The 18,761-nt window shown below is 73.1% G+C and carries 2 protein-coding genes and 1 pseudogene; 2 read left to right on the forward strand and 1 reads right to left on the reverse strand.

Annotation, left to right across the window (positions count from 1 at the left end; all coding sequences use genetic code 11):
• Positions 1-3: 3 nt before the first annotated feature.
• A pseudogene (locus ISO16_RS08030) lies at positions 4-11,192 on the reverse strand (AMP-binding protein); the annotation flags it as partial.
• 112 nt (positions 11,193-11,304) lie between these two features.
• Between ISO16_RS08030 and ISO16_RS29045 the strand changes: the two are divergent.
• Positions 11,305-14,535, forward strand: a complete 3,231-nt coding sequence (locus ISO16_RS29045; protein ID WP_442800815.1) for a hypothetical protein — start codon at positions 11,305-11,307, stop codon at positions 14,533-14,535.
• An 84-nt stretch (positions 14,536-14,619) separates the two neighbouring features.
• Positions 14,620-18,645: a hypothetical protein gene (locus ISO16_RS29050; RefSeq protein ID WP_442800816.1), complete on the forward strand. Its 4,026-nt coding sequence runs from the start codon at positions 14,620-14,622 to the stop codon at positions 18,643-18,645.
• Positions 18,646-18,761: the final 116 nt, after the last annotated feature.

Below are 18,761 nucleotides of genomic sequence, written 5' to 3' on the forward strand. Positions count from 1 at the left end.
GTAGTTCGGCAGCTCGTCCGCGAGCGCGCTCCGCAGGGTCCCCAGGTCGAGGTCCGACTCACCCTGCGCGGCAACGACATACGCGACGATCCGAGCGCCGGTCGCGGCGTCGTGGTGCACCGTCGCGACCGCGGCCGCCACGGCGGGCAGACGCAGCAGCGCCGCCTCGATGTCTCCGAGTTCGATCCGGAAACCGCGCAGCTTGACCTGGGAGTCTCCGCGGCCCACGTGCTCGAGGACGCCCGCAGGGGTCCACCGGGCCAGATCACCGGTGCGGTACAGACGGCCCCCGGCCCCGAAGGGGTCGGCAACGAACCGGTCCGCGGTCGCCCCGGGGCTGCCGCTGTAGCCCCGCGCGAGTTGCCGGCCCGCCAGGTAGAGCTCACCGGTCACTCCCACCGGCACGGGCCGCAGCCGCCGGTCGAGTACGTACACGCGGGTGTTCCACCCGGGCACCCCGATCGGCACCTGGTCGGTGTCCGCGCCCGTGACCCGGTGCGCCGTCACCGACACGGCCGCCTCGGTGGGTCCGTACAGATTGACGAGCTCCGCCCGGCTCGACCGGCGCCACGCCCCGGCCACGGCACCCGGTAGCGTCTCCCGATCGAGAGCACCCGCCGCACCGAGGTCGGCAATTCTCGGTCTGCACCCGCGATCAGGGCGCTCAGCAGGGACGGAACCAGGTACAGCGTCGTCACGAACTCGCGCTCGACGAGCGCGAGCAGGCGGAGCGGATCGCGGCGAGCCTCGGGATCCGCCACCACCAGCCGGCCGCCACATGTCGTGGCGCCCCAGAACTCCCACACCGACAGGTCGAACGTCGCCACCGTCCGCTGCACCGTCACCTCGTCCGGGCCGAACCCGAACTCCGCATGCATCCAGCGCAACTGGTTGACCACCGCGCCGTGGGCCACCGCCACGCCCTTGGGCACCCCGGTCGATCCCGACGTGAACAGTATGTAGGCGAGGTTCGAGGGCCGCAGCGGCGCACTGCGATCGGCGTCGGTCACCGGGGCGGCCGAGTACCGCGACAGGTCCACGCTCGAGGTATCGATCACCGGGATCGGCTCCGGCACAACCTCCCTCGCGACGCGCGTGGACACCGCCGTCGCGAGGACCGTCGCCGGCCGCGCCGCCTCGACCATGCGGGCCAGCCTGGTGATCGGCAGCGACGGGTCGAGCGGAACGTAGGCGCCCCCGGCGGCGGACACCGCGTACATGGCGACGACGAGGTCCACGGAGCCGGGCATCATCAGACCGACCCGGGTCTCCGGCCCGACGCCGGCCGCCACCAGCGCGCGGGCCAGCCGGGCGACGCGAGCGCCGAGTTCCCCGAAGGTCAGCTGCACGCCGTCCCCGACGAGCGCGACCGCCCCCGGGCGTTCGTGCACCTGGTGCTGGAACAGCTCGGGGAGGCAGCCGCCGCCCGCAACCTCGACCCGGGTGTCGTTCGCCGCCTCGAGCAGCGCCCGCCGCTCGTCGGCGCCGAGCAGATCGGCGTCGCCGACCGCCCGGTCGGGAACCGAGACGAGTTCGCCCAGGATCCGAACGAACCGGTCCGCGATGGACGCGGCCGCGCGTACGTCGAAGAGATCGGTGGCGTAGGACAGATGCCCGCCGATACCCGCGGGCGTCCCGTCTGCGCCGTAACTGTCGCCGACGATCAGGTGCAGGTCGAACTGGGCGATCTCCCCTGCGACGTCGACCGGAGCCGCCACCAGGTCCGGGAGTTCGAAGGCGACCGCTCCGAGGTTCTGGAACGACAACCCCACCTGGAACAGCGGATGCCGCGCCATGGACCGGGCCGGCGCCAGCGCCTCGACGAGTCGTTCGAACGGGACGTCCGCATGGGCCAGGGCCTGGATGTCCTGCTCCCGGACCTGCGCGAGCAGCGACGCGAAGGAGACGGCGGGATCGACCCGCGTGCGGAACACGAGGGTGTTCACGAACATCCCGATCAGGTCGTCGAGGGCCGCCTCACCCCGACCGGCCACCGGGGTGCCCACCGCGACGTCCTCGGTGCCGGACAGCCGGGCCAGCAGCACCGCGAAGGCCGTGTGCACGACCGTGAAGGGAGTGGTCCTCGTGGCCGCCGCGAGCGCGGCCACCCTGCCGTGAAGGTCCGCGTCGATCGTGACGGGAACCCGGTCTCCCCGGTAGGACTGCACCGGAGGCCGCGGCCGGGTCGTGGGCACGGGCAACTGGTCGGGCAGCCCGGCCAGTTCGTCGGCCCAGTAGGCGAGCTGGCGGGAGACGCGCGAGGCGGGATCGGCTTCGCTGCCCAGCACCTCCCGCTGCCACAGCGTGTAGTCCGCATACTGCACCGGCAGCGGCCGCCATGCGGGTTCGCGGCCCTCCCGTCGCGCGCTGTACGCGAGGGCGAGATCCCGCACGAGCGGCGCCACGGAATAGCCGTCGGCGGCGATATGGTGCACCACGACGAGCAGGACGTGTTCGGCTGGGGACACCCGGAACAGCCGCACGAGAACCGGAACGGACCGGGTGACATCGAATCCGACCGCCGCCGCCGACCGGACGGCGGCCTGGAGCTCCGATTCGTCGACGTCCGCCGGGCGCAGGGCCGGCACACCGGCGCCCGCGGGCAGAATCTGCTGGACCGGGACCCCGTCGACCTCGGGGTAGACGGTCCGGAGGACCTCGTGCCGGGCGACCACGTCGGCGACCGCCGACTGCAGCGCGGCCGGATCCAGCCGTCCGGTCAGCCGCACGGCCATCGGGATGTTGTAGGCCGCCGCGGTCGCCTCGAACCGGCTGAGGAACCACATCCGCTGTTGGGCCGGCGACAGCGGGATCCGCTCCGGACGCGGCCGGGCCGCCAGGGCGGGCAGGCCGCCGGACCCGACGTGCCGTTCCACGGCTGCCGACAGCGACTCGATCGTCGACGCCTCGAAGATCACGCGGACGGGCACCGACGCGCGCAGCGCCGACCCGATCCGGGCGACCACACGCGTGGCGATCAGCGAATTCCCGCCGAGCGCGAAGAAGTCGTCGTCGAGACCGAGCCGCTCCGCGCCGAGCACTTCACCGATCACCGAGGCGACGGTCTTCTCGATCGCGGTGGTGGGCGCCCGGAACTCACGGACGGCCGGGACCGGTTCCGGCAGGGCCCGGCGATCCACCTTTCCGGATGTGGTGAGCGGGAGTTCCCCGAGCACGGTCACCACGTCGGGCACCATGTACCGCGGCAGCAGGCGCCCCACTGCCGCGCGAACGGCGTCCGCGTCGGCCTCGGCGCCGTCCGCGGACACGACGTACGCGGCGATCTGCGCGCCGTGGGGCCCGTCGTGGACGGTCACGACGGCCTGCGCCACCTGCGGCTGCGCCAGCAGTGCCGCCTCGATCTCCCCCAGCTCGATCCGCAGACCGCGCACCTTCACCTGGAAGTCGTTGCGGCCCAGGAACTCGAGCGTACCGTCCGGCAACCACCGGACCCGGTCACCGGTGCGGTACAGCCGCGCCCCGCCGGGGTGCGCGACGAACCGCTGCGCGGTCAGATCCGGGCGGGCATGGTAACCGCGGGCAAGTTGCACCCCACCGAGATACAGCTCCCCCGGCACCCCGATCGGCACCGGGTTCAGCCGCTCGTCGAGAACATGCGTGGTGGTGTTGCGGATCGGACGGCCGATCGGCACGGTGCCGGCATCGGTGCGACGTCCGGCACAGCGCAGCACGGTCGCGGTGACGGTCGCCTCGGTCGGGCCGTACGTGTTGTCCAGCAGCGCATCCGAGCGTTCGGCGAACCGGGCCGCGAGCTCTCCCGGCAGCGCCTCGCCACCGACGGACAGGTACTTCAGCGTCGCCGGCAGTTCGAGTGCGGGATCGGCGAGGAACACGGCGAGCATCGCCGGAACGAACTCGAGGATGCCGACGGCCCACTGCCGCGACAGGCGGGCCAGGTACTCCGGGTCGCGATGGCCTCCCGGTGCCGCGACCACGAGCCGCGCACCGACCTGCAGCGGGAAGAACAGCTCCCACACCGACGCGTCGAACGTGATGGGGGTCTTCTGCAGCGCCGTGTCCCCCATGCCGAATTCGTAGCGCTCGCGCATCCACGTCATCTGGTTGACGACGGCGCCGTGGGTGACGGCAACGCCCTTGGGCCGGCCCGTCGACCCGGAGGTGTAGATCACGTAGGCGATGTTCGCCCGATGCAGCGGCGCCAGGCGCTCGTGGTCGGCGAACTCGGTGACCGGCGTCGGGGCGAAGTCCGATTCGTCGACCACGAGGGCCGGGACGGAATCGGGGAGCGTGCCCCGATCGCGCGTCGTGGTCAGCACCACCACCGGCTCGGCGGTGGCCAGGACGTATGCCGTTCGCTCGGCGGGGTGTTCCGGGTCGAGCGGCACGTACCCGCCACCGGCCCGGAGAACCGCATAGATCCCGACCATCATCTCGACCGATCGGCTCATGTGGACGCCGACCAGCCGATCGGGCCCGACGCCGCACGCGACGAGGCGCCGGGCGAGCCGGTCCACCCGAGAGGCGAACTGCGCGTAGGTCAGCGCGGTGTCCTCGAAGACGACCGCCGTCGCGTCGGGGGTGCGCCGCGCCTGCCGGGTGAACGCGTCCAGCACCAACCGGTCACCGAGCGGCGCGGCGGTCCGGTTCAGCTCGTCGAGCCGGGCACGTTCCTCCGCGGTGCGCAGGTCGATGCCGCCGACCGGAACGCCCGGATCGTCCGCCGCCGCCTCCAGGATCGACGCGAGTCGCGCGGCGAACGTCCGCACGGTGTCCTCGTCGAACAGGTCACACGCGTAGACGACGGATCCCGCGACCCCGTCCCGCCGCCCCTGCTCGTCGCGCATCTCGGTCAGGTGGATCTCGAGATCGAGTTTGGCGCCGCCCGTGGCCGTCCCGACCGGCGCGATGTGCAGGTCCGGCAATGCGATCTCGGAGCGGGTGAAGTTGTGCACCACGAGCAGCACCTGGAACAGGGCCGAATGCGCGGTGGACCGGACGGGATCGAGGATCTCCACGAGCCGTTCGAGCGGAACGTCGGGGTTGCCGAAGGCGGCGAGGTCGACCTCCCGCACGCCGGCGAGAAGCTCGGAGAAGGTGGCGTCCGGGTGGATCCGGGTGCGCAGCACGAGGGTGTTGCCGAACATCCCCACGAGATCGTCGAGTGCCTCCTCGCCGCGGCCGGCGACCTGTGCCCCGACGGGAATGTCGTCGGTACCGGACAGGCGGGCCAGCAGGACCGCGAGCGCGGCGTGCGCGAGCATGAAGAACGTCACGCCGTGAGCCCGGGCGAGCCGATCGAGCCGGGCGGCCAACGCCTCGTCCAGGGTGAAGTCGAGGCTCGCGCCGCGCCCGGTCTGCACGGCGGGCCGCGGGCGGTCGGTGGGCAGTTCCACCAGGTCCGGCAGGTCCGCCAGCGCCGTGGTCCAGTAGTTCAACTGGCGCGCGAGCACCGACTCGGGGTCGTCCTCGGAGCCCAGCACGTCCTGTTGCCACAGGGCGTAGTCGGCGTACTGCACCGGCAGCGGAGTCCACTCCGGTGCCCGGCCCGCTCTGCGGGACAGGTACGCGGTGGCCAGATCCCGGGCCATCGGGGCCCGGGATCCGCCGTCGCTCGCGATGTGGTGAACGACGACGACCAGCACGTGGTCCCGGTCGGTGAGCCGCAACAGGGCCGCCCGGACGGGTACCGCACCGGTGACGTCGAACCCCCGGGAGACGAGGGCGGCGATCCGCGGGTGCAGGTCGTCCTCGGCCACGTCCTGTGCCGCCAGATCGAGCGGTACGTCCTCGAGCGGAACGATCACCTGGAACGGTCCGGAGTCGGAGTCGGGGAAGACGGTGCGCAGGGCCTCGTGCCGGGCGAGCAGGTCGCGCAGGGCGGCCTGCAGCGCCGGCACATCCAGCGCCCCGGTCAATCGCAGCACGAGCGGGATGTTGAAGGCGGCGGAGTCCGGGTCGAACCGGTTGAAGAACCACATCCGCCGCTGCGCGAGCGACAGCGGAATCCGCTCGGGGCGCGGCCGGGGGCGCAGGGGCATCCGGGACGGGACCGCGACCGGATCCCCCATCCGCGCCGCCAGGGCCGACACGGTCGGCGCTTCGAACAACGTCCGCACCGGGACCCGGACGCCGAGGGCGGCCTCGAGCCGCGCGATGACCTGCATCGCGAGCAGCGAGTTGCCGCCGAGCGCGAAGAAGTCGTCGGCGCGGCCGACCCGCTCGACCCCGAGCACCGCCCCGTACACGTCTGCGACCGCCTGCTCGTCGGACGTGGCGGGGGCGCAGTACTCGGCCGACTCGGGCAGCGGCACCGGCAGTGCCCGCCTGTCCAGCTTGCCACCGGGAGTGAGGGGCAGGGCGTCGAGCACGACGATGTGGCCGGGCACCATGTGGTTCGGCAGTTCCCCGGCGAGGAACTGGCGCAGGTGCGCCGGGTCGGGCACGGCGGCGGCCGCGCCGACGACGTAGCCGACGAGCCTGTCCCCGCCGCGCGGATCGGTGTGCAGCACCGTGGTGGCCTGCGCGACGGAGGGGTTCCGTTCCAGTGCGGCGTCGATCTCGCCGAGTTCGATCCGGAATCCACGCAGCTTGACCTGGAAGTCGCTGCGCCCGAGGTACTCCAGTTCGGCGACCGCGCCGGTGCTGCGCCATCGGACCATGTCGCCGGTCCGGTACATCCGCGTGCCCGGCGCTCCGAACGGGTTCGCCACGAACCGTGCCGCCGACAACCCGCTGCGCCGGTGGTAGCCCCGCGCGAGAGCGGCCCCGGCCAGGTACAACTCGCCGGCCACGCCGGACGGCACCGGCCGCAGCCGGGAGTCCAGCACCAGGGCGGCCACCCCCGGTACGGGCCGGCCGACGGTGACCGGGCGCCCGGGCTGCAGCCGCGCGAACGACGAGATGATCGTCGTCTCCGTCGGCCCGTAGCCGTTGAAGTAGCTCCGTCCCGGCGCCCACCGCGCCAGCAGTTGCGGCGATGTCACGTCCCCGCCGACGGACACGACCTCGAGACGGTCGAGTCCCGACGGATCGACCGTCCCCAGCACCGCCGGCGTGACGATGGTGTGGCTGACCCGTTCGGCCCGAAGCAGTTCCGCGAGTTCGGGTCCGCCGACGATCGTCGAGGGCACCACGACCAGGGTCGCGCCCTGGGAGAACGCGGCCATCCACTCGAGCACCGACGGATCGAAGCTGGGCGAGCACACGTGCAGGAACCGCGACCGTGACGTCACGCCGTACAGCGTCACCGCGGCACCGAGCAGCGGGTCGAGACCCGCGTGGGTGACCACCACACCCTTGGGGTGCCCGGTCGACCCCGACGTGTAGATGACGTACGCCGCGTGCTGCAGCGACAGCGGCCGTACCCGCTCGGCGTCGGACATCCGGGCGGCCGATCGTGTCGCGACGGCCCGCACGACCTCGGGATCGTCCAGTTCCAGCCGGGGCGGGGACGCGGGCAGCGCGGGGGCGTACGAGGTGGTGGTCAGGCACACCGCCGCACCGGAGTCGGCGAGCATGTACCGGACCCGCTCCGCCGGATACGACGGATCCACCGGAAGGTGCGCGGCGCCGGCCTTCGCGACCGCCCACACGCCGAGCACCATCTCGTAGGAACGCGGGAACGCCAGCGCCACCACGTCCTCGGGGCCGACGCCGCGTGCTGCCAGCTCCCGCGCGAGCCGGGACGACGACTCGTCGAGTTCGCGGTAGCTGATCGTGCGGTCCTGGTACCGGACGGCCGGCGCCTCGGGGTCCCGGGAGACCGCCGCCGTCAGGATCTCGGCGAGCGTGCGGGCACCGCTCGGTGCGTCGTCCGGGGCACGGGTGAGCCGGGCGGCTTCGTCGTCGGCAAGGAGCGCCAGGTCACCGACCGGCACGGCCGGGTCCGCCACGGCGGCGGCCAGCAGCCGCACGAACCGTCGCGCGAATCCGGCCACCGTCTCGTCGTCGAACAGGTCCCTGGCGAAGACGAAGTCCGCCGACATTCCCGCCGGTCCCCCGCCGGGGTCCGTGTGTTCACGCAGCGTCAACGACAGATCGAACTTCGCGGTGGCCGCATCGAACGGCACCGCCGCCACGCTCAGGTCCGGCAGCTCGAGACCCGCGGGGGGCAGGTTCTCGAAGGCGATGGCCACCTGGAACAGCGGGTGCCGCGCGGTCGAACGCTCCGGAGCGAGCAGTTCCACGACGCGCTCGAAGGGGATCTCCGCGTGGGTGAACGCCTCCAGGTCGCTCTCGCGGACCCGCGCGAGATGCTCCGCGAACCCGGAACCGGGATCGACCCGGGTGCGCAGCACCAAGGTGTTGACGAACATGCCGACCATCTCGTCCAGCGCGGCGTCACCGCGGCCGGCGACCGCGGTACCCACGGCGATGTCGTGCGACGACGACATCCGGGCGAGGAACACCGCGAGCGCGGTGTGCAGGACCATGAACAGGGTCGACCCGCACTGCTGTGCCAGTTCCCCCGCCCGCCGGTGCGTCGGGGCATCGATATCGAACGCGACCCGGCCGCCGGCGAAGGACTGCACCGGCGGGCGGGCCCGATCCGTCGGGAGGTGCAGTTCCGCGGGGAGATCCGCGAGGACCCGCCGCCAGTACTCCGCCTGTGCCGAGAGGGGACTGTCCGCGTCCCGCTCCGATCCGAGCACCTCACGCTGCCACAGCGCGAAGTCCGCGTACTGCAGCGGCAACGGCTCCCATCCGGGTTCCCGGCCGGCGGCCCGCGCGGCGTACGCGGTCATCAGATCGCGCGTCAGCGGCGCCATCGACCAGCCGTCGGCGCTGATGTGGTGTGCCACGAACACGAGCACGTGCTCGTCGTCCGCGACCCGGAACAGCCGCACCCGGAACGGCACCTCGGCGGTCACGTCGAATCCGGTGGCCACCACGTCGGCGATCCGGTCGGCCAGCTCCGTTCCGGGCACCGATTCCGACGCCCAGTCGGGCGTGTATCCGGCGGCGGGAACGACCGTCTGGTACGGGCGCCCGTCCGTTTCGGGATACCTGGTTCGCAGAATCTCGTGCCGGACCGCGATGTCGGACACCGACTTTCGCAGGGCGTCGACGTCGAGCCGGCCCGTCAGCCGGATCGCCACCGGGATGTTGTCGGCCGCGGAGGCCGGATCGAACCGATTGAGGAACCACATCCGCTGCTGCGCGAACGACAGCGGTACGCGGTCCGGGCGCTCCCGCGCCACCAGCGGAACAGCGTGTGCCGCCGCGCCACCCGACTCCAGGTGCGCCGCCAATGCCGCCACGGTCGGCGCCTCGAACACCACCGGCACCGGCACCCGGGTCTCCAGGGCCGCACCCAGGCGCGCCACCAACCGGGTCGCGAGGAGCGAATTTCCCCCCAGCTCGAGGAAGGAGTCGTCCACGCCGACGCGCTCGCGCCCGAGCACCTCGGCGAACACCGACGCGACCGTCTCCTCGACCGGGGTGCGCGGCGCCCGGTATTCCCGCTCGGCGAACACCGGTTCGGGCAGCGCCGCCCGATCGAGCTTGCCCACCGGTGTCAGCGGCACCGCGTCGAGCACCATCACCAGGGCCGGCACCATGTGGCCGGGCAGCGTCTCGGCCAACCCGGCGAGCACCGCCGGCGCGTCCACCCGGGTTCCGGCCGCGGGCAGCACGTACGACACCAGTGCCGTCTCCCCCGACGGCAGCACCTTCCCGACGGTCGCGGCGAACTCGATGTCCGGCCGGGCCGTCAGGGCGGCGTCGATCTCACCCAGTTCCACCCGGAACCCGCGGATCTTGACCTGGAAATCGCTGCGCCCGAGATACTCGATCGGGCCGTCGGCCGCGCGGCGCACCAGGTCTCCCGTCCGGTACATCCGGGTTCCCGGATCCGACCCGAACGGATCGGCCACGAACCGCTCCGCCGTCAGTCCCGGCCGGCGGTGGTAGCCGCGCGCCACCTGGGCGCCCGCCAGATACAGCTCACCCACCACACCCGGCGGCACCGGCCGCAGCCGGCCGTCGAGCACGTACGCCGCCAGTCCCGGGATCGGGGTGCCGATCGTGATCGGCTCGCCCGCCACCAGCGGCGCGCTGCTCGTCGCCAGGATCGTCGCCTCGGTCGGCCCGTACGCGTTGAAGAACCGCCGGCCGGGGCCGGTCCACCGGCTCACCAGTTCCGGCCCGAAGGCCTCCCCGGCCGCCACCACCACCCGCAGGTCCGTCAGGCCCGTGGGATCCACCGAACTCAATGCCGCCGGCGTGATGAACACGTGGGTCACCGCGTCGGCCGCCAGCACCTCGGCCAGGTCGGCACCGCCGCCCACCGACGCCGGCGCCACCACCACCGTCGCACCCGCGGAGAACCCGATCAGCAACTCGAGCATCGAGACGTCGAAACTCGGCGAGCACACATGCAACACCCGCGCGTCCGCGCCGACCCCGTAGTGCTCCCGCTCGGCGGAGATCACGCCGGCGATCCCGGCATGGGTGACCGCCACCCCCTTCGGGCGGCCCGTGGAGCCGGATGTGTAGATCATCCAGGCGAGGTCCGGCCCTTCGAGCGCGCGCGTCCGGTCGGCGTACGAGACGGGATGCCCGGGCAGCTGCCCGACCTGCCCGGCCACCGCCGCATCGTCGAGCAGCACCTGTTCGACTCCGGCCGGCACCGCGGCCGCGAAATCGCGCACCGTCATGCACAGGGCCGCGCCGGAGTCTGCCAGCATGAATTCCACCCGCTCGAGCGGGTAGCGCGGGTCGACGGGGACGAACGTCGCCCCCGACTTCGCCACCGCCCACAACGCGAGCACCGACTCCACCGAACGGGGTATCGCCACCGCGACCACGTCGCCCGGCCCGACGCCCCGGCCGATCAGCCACCGCGCCCACCGCGACGACCTCTCGTCCAGCTCGCGATACGACAGGGCGGGGCCACCGGCGGCGCCCACCACCGCGGGATGGTCTCCGCGTTCCTCCACCGCGGAGGTCAGCAGAGTCGGCAGCAGTGCCACGCGCGTGGCCCGGCTACGCGACCGGCCCGGTTCCCTGCGCCGCACCCCCGGCTCTCGCCTCACGCGCCCGGACCTCGATCTGCCCGGACCGGGCTCCTGCGTTGCACTACGGATACAGCTCCTTCCACACGCGGGAAGAGCATGGAGAACTCGTCCCGCCCGGGAGGAATCTACCGGCCGGTATTCAGTTCCGCATACTCCATGGGTCGACGGCGGCCACTGTCGTCCACTGCCCACCCGCGGCAACGGACCCCGGCGGGACCTCGTCGCGGTCGGTGACGACCACGACCCCGAGGTCGTCGCCCGGTGCCTCGTTCAACGCGTCTACCAGCGAAGACGGCACGAACGCATGGGTTACCCATTCGTCGGCCACGACGGCGGCGAGGTCGGCGCCGGGCTCGGGCACGATCACCACCGCCCCCGCGATCCCGGCAGCCAGGATCGCGAAGATGCGCCACTGCTCCGCCGTGAGGTCGCACACCAGCGACCGCGATTCGTAGTCCAGCTTCAGCGCGGCCGCACCGCCGCGGACCACGGCGACCAGTTCGCCGTGGTCGAGCACGCGGCCGGCCACCCACAGCGCGGGGTGCTGCGGCTGCAGGACCCGGACCCGCTCCGAGTAGTCGACCGGCCGGTGGGACAGCGTGTCCACGGCGGTCACCGTCGCCGGGTCGTCGAGGCACACCCAGCGCGCGGCGGCGGACCGACGGGCGTCCGACCCGGTCGTCGTCAACCCGAGCCCGGGTGTCTCCGCAGGCGTGGCGGAGCCGGACACGGCGGGCACGATCGCGGCACCCGCCTTGGTCACCGCCCAGAGCGCGGTGATCAGCTCGGGGCCCGCCGGCACGGCGACCGCGACGCCGTCGCCGGGCCCGACGCCCTCGGCGATGAGATACCGGGCCCACTGCGACGACCGGCGGTCGAGGTCGAGGTAGGTGACCTCAACGCCGTCCGCGACGAACGCCGGGGCCTCGGGATCGGACTCCACGGCGACCTGCCACTCCTGCGGCACCGTCCGCTCGACGCGGTCGGGGACCGCCACCGGCTCGGGCTCGATGACCGTGGGCGCCGTGCGCTCGGTCTCGGTGCGGATGTCGATGTCCCCGACCACCGCGTCGGAGGTTTCCGCGACGGCGCGCAGGACGGTCACGAAGCGTTCGGCGAACGTCGCGACGGTGCCGGCGTCGAACAGGTCCACGGCGTAGGTGAACCCGACGTGCATGCCGGCGGCCGAGCCGCCCGGGTGCTCACGCGGATCGACGGTCACCTGCAGGTCGAACTTCGCGGCGAGTTCACCGGCGTCGAGGGCCTCGACGGTGAGACCCGGCAGTTCGAGGCGCGCGGCCTCGGTGTTCTGGAACGACAGCACCGTCTGGAACACGGGATGCCGGGCCGGGGAGCGCACGGCCACCACGTCGTCGACCACCCGCTCGAACGGCACGTCGGCGTGCCCGAACGCCTCGAGGTCGACGGCGCGGGCCCGGTCGAGCAGCTCGGCGAAGGTCGCCGCCGGGTCCACATCCGTGCGCAGGGCGAGGGTGTTGACGAACATCCCGACGAGGTCGTCGAGGCGCCGGTCACCGCGGCCCGCGACGGGCGTGCCGACGACGATGTCGTGGGTGCCGCTGAGCCGGGCGAGCAGCACGGCGAGCGCCGCGTGGACGACCATGAACAGCGACGCCCGGTGCTCGAGCGCGAGGGCGTCGAGCCGCTGCCGGATCTGCGCGTCGACCTCCACCGCCACCGTGCCGCCGCGCAGCGAAGGTTGCGGCGGCCGGGGCCGGTCCGTGGGCAGATCGAGCAGTTCGGGCACCCCGGCCAGGCGCGAACGCCAGTAGGACAGCTGGGCACCGGCCGGCGACTGCGCATCGTCGGCGTCACCGAGGACCCGACGTTGCCAGAGCGCGTAGTCGGCGTACTGCACCTCGAGCGGCGCCCAGGCCGGCGTGCCGCCCGACAACCGCGACGCGTAGGCGGTCATCAGATCCCGTGCCAGCGGCGCCAGCGACGCACCGTCGGCGGAGATGTGGTGGACGACGAGGGCGAGCACGTGGTCGTCGGCGCCGACCGAGACGATCCGGCCGCGCACCGGCACCTGCGCGGAGACGTCGAAGCCCTCGGCGGCGAGGGCGACGACCTCGGCGAACGCCTCCTGCTCGGACGCCACCTCGACCGGCACGATCGCGGGCACCACCGCGTCGGCGTCGAGGACGTGCTGGTAGGGCCCCGTCTCGTCCTGCGGGTACCGGGTGCGCAGCGACTCGTGCCGCTCGATCACGTCGCGCACCGCGGCGGTGAGCGCCGCGGTGTCGAGGCGGCCACGCAGCCTGATCGCGAGCGGGATGTTGTAGCTCGCGGAGGCGGGATCGAGCTGGTTGAGCACCCACATGCGTTGCTGGGCGAGCGAGAGCGGCACCCGATCGGGGCGGGGCCCGGCGGTCAGCGCGGGCCGGGGCGCCGATTCCGCGTGCGCGTCGGCCCGGGCCGCGAGTTCGGCGACGGTCGGTGCCTCGAACAGTTCGCGGATCGCGAGGGCGGTTCCGAGCGACTCGTTGATCCGCGCGATCACCCGCGTCGCGATGAGCGAGTTGCCGCCGAGCTCGAAGAACGAGTCGTCCGCACCGGGCCGCTCGACGCCGAGCACGTCGGCGAACACCTGCGCGACGGCGCGTTCGGCGGCGGTGGCCGGTTCGCGGCGCCCGCCCGCGGTGGTGGCGGTCGCCTGCGGCACCGGCAGGGCGCGCCGGTCGAGCTTGCCGTTGACGGTGAGCGGCAGCTCGTCGAGGACGACCACGAGGTCCGGAATCATGTAGCCGGTGAGGAAGGCACCGAGCTGCTCGCGCACGCGGGCCACGTCGACGTCCGCGCCGGCGCGGGGCACGACGTAGCCGACGAGCCGGTCGCCGAGACCGTCGTCGCGGACCACGGCGACCGCCTGGGCCACCGCGTCGGCACGCAGCAGCGCCGCCTCGACCTCGCCCAGCTCGATGCGGAAGCCCCGCAACTGCACCTGCGCGTCGCTGCGCCCGGCGTACTCGAGCTCGCCGTCGGCGTTCCACCGCGCGACGTCGCCGGTGCGATACAGCCGGCCCGCCCCGAAGGGGTCGGCGACGAACCGCGCGGCGGTCAGTCCCGGCCGACCGAGGTAGCCGCGGGAGAGCTGGTCACCGGAGACGTACACCTCGCCCGGCACCCCGACCGGGACGGGCTGCAGCCGCCGGTCGAGCACCCGCAGCCGCAGCCCCGGCAGGGAGCGGCCGATCCGGCTGGCGGCACCGGGGCGCGCGGCGCCGCGGTCGAGGGCCAGGAACGACACGTGAACCGTGGTCTCGGTGATGCCGTACATGTTGACCAGCGTCGGCGCCACGGGCCGGCGCCCGTACCAGCCGTCGAGCTTGCCGAGGTCGAGCGCCTCGCCGCCGAACACGACGTATCGCAGTGCGAGCGGATCGGCGTCGGGACGCTCCACGGACGCGACCCGGTCGGCCTCGTCGAGCTGAAGGAACGCCGAGGGGGTCTGGTTGAGCACGGTGACCCGCTCGGCCCGCAGCAGCTCGAGGAACTGTTCGGGCGAGCGTGAGGTCAGGTAGTCGACGACGACGAGCCGGCCGCCGTACAGCAGCGGTCCCCACAGCTCCCACACCGTGAAGTCGAATGCGTAGGAGTGGAACAGCGTCCACACGTCGTCGGCACCGAACCCGAACAGCGGTTCGGCGTTGTCGAACAGGGTCAGCACGTTGCGGTGGGTGACCGCGACGCCCTTGGGGCGGCCGGTGGAGCCGGAGGTGTAGATGACGTAGGCGCGGTTGTCCGCATGCAGCGGCGCGCTCCGCTCGGCGTCGGTGAGCGGCCCGGACGGCGCGTGCGGGTCGTCGTCCTCGATGTACACCCGGGGCAGGCCGACGTCCGGCAGTGCGTCGCCGTCACCGGTGGTGGTGGTGACGACGCAGCGCGGACGTGCGTCCTCGAGCATGTACCGCAGCCGCTCCGCTGGATACGTGGTGTCGGTGGGCAGATACGCGGCACCGGACTTGAGCACCGCCAGCAGCGCCACGATCAACTCGGCCGACCGGGGCAGCGCGACGGCCACGAGCTCCTCCGGGCCCGCCCCGGCCGCGACGAGCCGGCGGGCGAGGCGGTTGGCGCGCGCGTCGAGCTCGGCGAACGAGAGGGTGCGTCCGGCGAACGTGACGGCCGGGGCGTCGGGGCTGCGGCGGACGACGGCGTCGAAGCGGTCGGCGAGGGTCGCCGCTGCGGGCACCCGGACCCCGGACCCGAGCGTGCTCCACTCGGTGAGGATCCGCTCGGCCTCGGCGTCGTCCAGGAACGGCAGCGCGCCGACCGGGGTGGCGGCGTCCACGGTGACGCCGCGCAGGATCCGGCTGAACCGGTCGGCGAGGGACCGCATGGTGGAGGCGTCGAAAAGATCGGTGGCGTAGGCGAGCTCGACGGTCATCCCGCCGGGGGCGCCGCGCTCCGAGAGCTGCTCGGCGACGGTGACCTGCAGATCGAACTTCGCGATGGCCGTGTCGAATTCGACCCCGGAGATGCTCAGGTCGGGCAGCTCCAGGGCGGACTGCGGCAGGTTCTGGAAGGTGAGCATCACCTGGAACAGCGGGTGCCGGGCCTGCGAGCGGGGCGGGTCGAGCACCTCGACGAGCCGTTCGAACGGCATGTCGGCGTTCGCGAACGCCTCGAGATCCGTGCCGCGCACCCGGGCGAGCAGGTCGGCGAACGGCTCACCGGGTTCGACGGCGGTGCGCAGCACCAGCGTGTTGACGAACATGCCGATCAGGTCGTCCAGGGCGGCCTCGCCGCGGCCCGCGACGGGGGTGCCGACGGCGATGTCGTCGGTGCCGGACAGCCGGGCCAGCAGCACGGCCAACGCCGTGTGCACCACCATGAACACGCTCGCGTTGTGGGTGCGGGCCAGGTCCGCGAGCGCCGCGTGCAGTTCGGCGTCGATCGGGACACGAAGGGCGGCACCGTGATTGGACGCGACGGCGGGACGGGGCCGGTCCACCGGGAGGGTGAGTTCCTCGGGCAGGTCGGCGAGCTGCGCGCGCCAGTAGGCGAGCTGCCGCGACAGCACGGATTCCGGATCGTCCTCGTCGCCGAGCACCTCGCGCTGCCAGAGCGCATAGTCGGCGTACTGAACCGACAACGGCGGCAACGGATTCGGCTCGTCACGGGTGCGCGCCCGATAGGAGGCGACGACGTCACGGGTCAGCGGCGTCATGGAAAAACCGTCGCCGGAGATGTGGTGCACGACGAAGACGAGCACGTGCTCCTCGTCGGAGATCCGCAGCAGCGCGACGCGCCACGGCACGGCGGCGGTGACGTCGAACCCGGTGCCGACCAGCTCGAGGACGCGAGCGGGAACGTCCTCGGCCGCAACCTCGACGGGGGCGAGATCCGGCAGTACCTCGGCCACCGGCAGTACCACCTGGTAGCCGTCGCCGTCGGTCTCCGGGTAGACGGTGCGCAGCGACTCGTGCCGGGCGACGAGGTCGGCGACCGCGCCGCGCAGGGCGTCGACGTCGAGACGCCCGGCGAGCCGGATCGCGACGGGGATGTTGTCCACCGCCGACTCGGGCGCGAACCGGTTCAGGAACCACATGCGCTGCTGGGCGAGCGACAACGGGATCCGCTCGGGGCGGTCGCGGGCGACCAGCGCCACGGCACCCGAGCCGGCCTGCGACTCGAGCCGCGCCGCGAGCGACTCCACCGTCGGCGCCTCGAACACCAGCGGCACCGGCACCCGGGTGTCGAGGGCCGCGCCGAGCCGGGCGACGAGCCGGGTGGCGACGAGGGAGTTGCCGCCGAGGTCGAGGAACGAATCGTCGAGACCGACCCGCTCGACGCCGAGGACGTCGGCGAAGACGTCGGCGACGGCCTGCTGGGCCGGGGTCTGCGGCGCCCGGTACTCCCGGACCGCGAACACCGGGGCGGGAAGGGCCGCGCGGTCGAGCTTGCCGACGGGATTGAGCGGCACCTCGGCGATGGGGACGACCGCCGCCGGGAGCATGTAGTCGGGCAGGAAGCCGGCCGCGAACTCGACGAGAGCGCCGGTGTCGAGGTCCGCGCCCCCGGCGGCCGGCACGACGTAGGAGACGAGCGCGGTCTCCCCGGAGGGCAGGGCGCGGCCCACGGTGGTGGCGAACTCGACGTCCGGATGCCGGACGAGGACCGCGTCGATCTCGGTGAGTTCGATGCGGTAGCCGCGGATCTTGACCTGGAAGTCGGAGCGGCCGAGGTACTCGATCACACCGCTGTCGTCGCGGCGCACGAGGTCGCCGGTGCGGTACATGCGCGCCCCGCCGTCCGCGAACGGGTTGGCGACGAACCGGTCGGCGGTCAGGCCCGGACGGGCGTGATACCCCAGCGCGAGCTGTGCGCCCGCCAGGTACAGCTCACCGGTGACACCGGCGGGGACCGGGCGCAGGTGCGTGTCGAGCACGTATGCCCCCACGCCGGGGATCGGGGTGCCGATGCGGATCGGCTCGCCCGGGTGCAAGGGGGCACTGCTCACCGCCAGGACGGTCGCCTCGGTCGGCCCGTATCCGTTGAAGAAGTCGCGGCCGGGCGCGGCCCAGCGCTCGACGAGATCGGGACCGAAGCTCTCCCCCGCCACCACGACCACGCGCAGGTCGTCCAGGCCCTGCGGGTCGACGGACCCCAGCGCCGCCGGGGTGATGAAGGTGTGGGTGACGCGCTCGGCCGCGAGCAGCTCCGCCAGGTCCGCGCCGCCGACGATCGTCGGCGGCGAGACCACCAGGGTCGCGCCGGCGGTGAAGGCGCTCAGCAGCTCGAGCATCGACACGTCGAAGCTGGGCGAGCAGATGTGCAGCACCCGCGCCTCGGCGGTGACCCGGTAGTGCTCGCGTTCGGCGGTGATCAGGCCGGCGATGCCGGTGTGGGGGACGGACACGCCCTTCGGCAGGCCCGTCGACCCGGAGGTGTAGATCATCCAGGCCGGGTGCAGCTCGGACAGCGGCCGGATCCGATCGGCGTACGACACCGGGTGGCCGGGGCGGGCGGCGATGTCACCGGCCACGCCGGGATCGTCGAGCGCGGTCCACCGCACCGAGCCCGGCAGGTCCGCGGCGAAGGCCGTGAGGGTCAGGCCGACGGCCGCGCCGGAGTCGGACACCATGTGCAGGACCCGCTCGGCCGGGTACTTCGGGTCGACGGGCAGGAACGTCGCCCCCGACTTCGCCACCGCCCACACGGACAGGACGGACTCCGCCGAGCGGGGCACGGCGACCGCCACCACGTCGCCCGGGCCGATGCCCCGCTCGATCAGCAGCCGCGCCAGCTGCGACGACTTCTCGTCCAGCTCCCGGTAGGTGAGCGTCGCCCCGCCCGCCGCGACGACCGCCGGGTGATCGCCGCGTTCCTCCACGGCCGATACCAGCAGTTGCGGCAGCAACGTCGCCTGGGTGCGGGTGCGGGAGCCCCGCTGGGGGCGGGTGGGGGCGGGACGGCGGCTGCGGGCGGGGCGTTCGCGGCGCTCGACGGCCGGCGACTGGGGAGCGATCGCCGGATCGCTCCCGCCCAGGCTGCCGTCGTGTCGAGAAGACCGCATGTAGATGCCCACATCCTTCGCTTCGGTTCCGTTGCTCGCGCGCGAACGAGCAAGCATAGTCACTGCGCCCGGCGCCCTCGGCGGGACCGTACCGGCCGGTAGCCGCCACTCGTTCATCCACCGATGCGCCCGCGACGTTACCCTCGGGCCCCCGCCGGGACCGGACGCGGTGAGGCTCCCCCGACGAAAAGGGGAGCCTCACCGCGGCGGGCCGGACC

Source organism: Rhodococcus sp. M8, from assembly GCF_015654185.1.
GTDB classification, from domain to species: domain Bacteria; phylum Actinomycetota; class Actinomycetes; order Mycobacteriales; family Mycobacteriaceae; genus Rhodococcus; species Rhodococcus aetherivorans.

Bases quoted from the DNA above. Each gene is read 5' to 3' on its own strand.
- ISO16_RS29045 (WP_442800815.1), top strand. From the start codon at position 11,305: ATGGGTTACCCATTCGTCGGCCACGACGGCGGCGAGGTCGGCGCCGGG.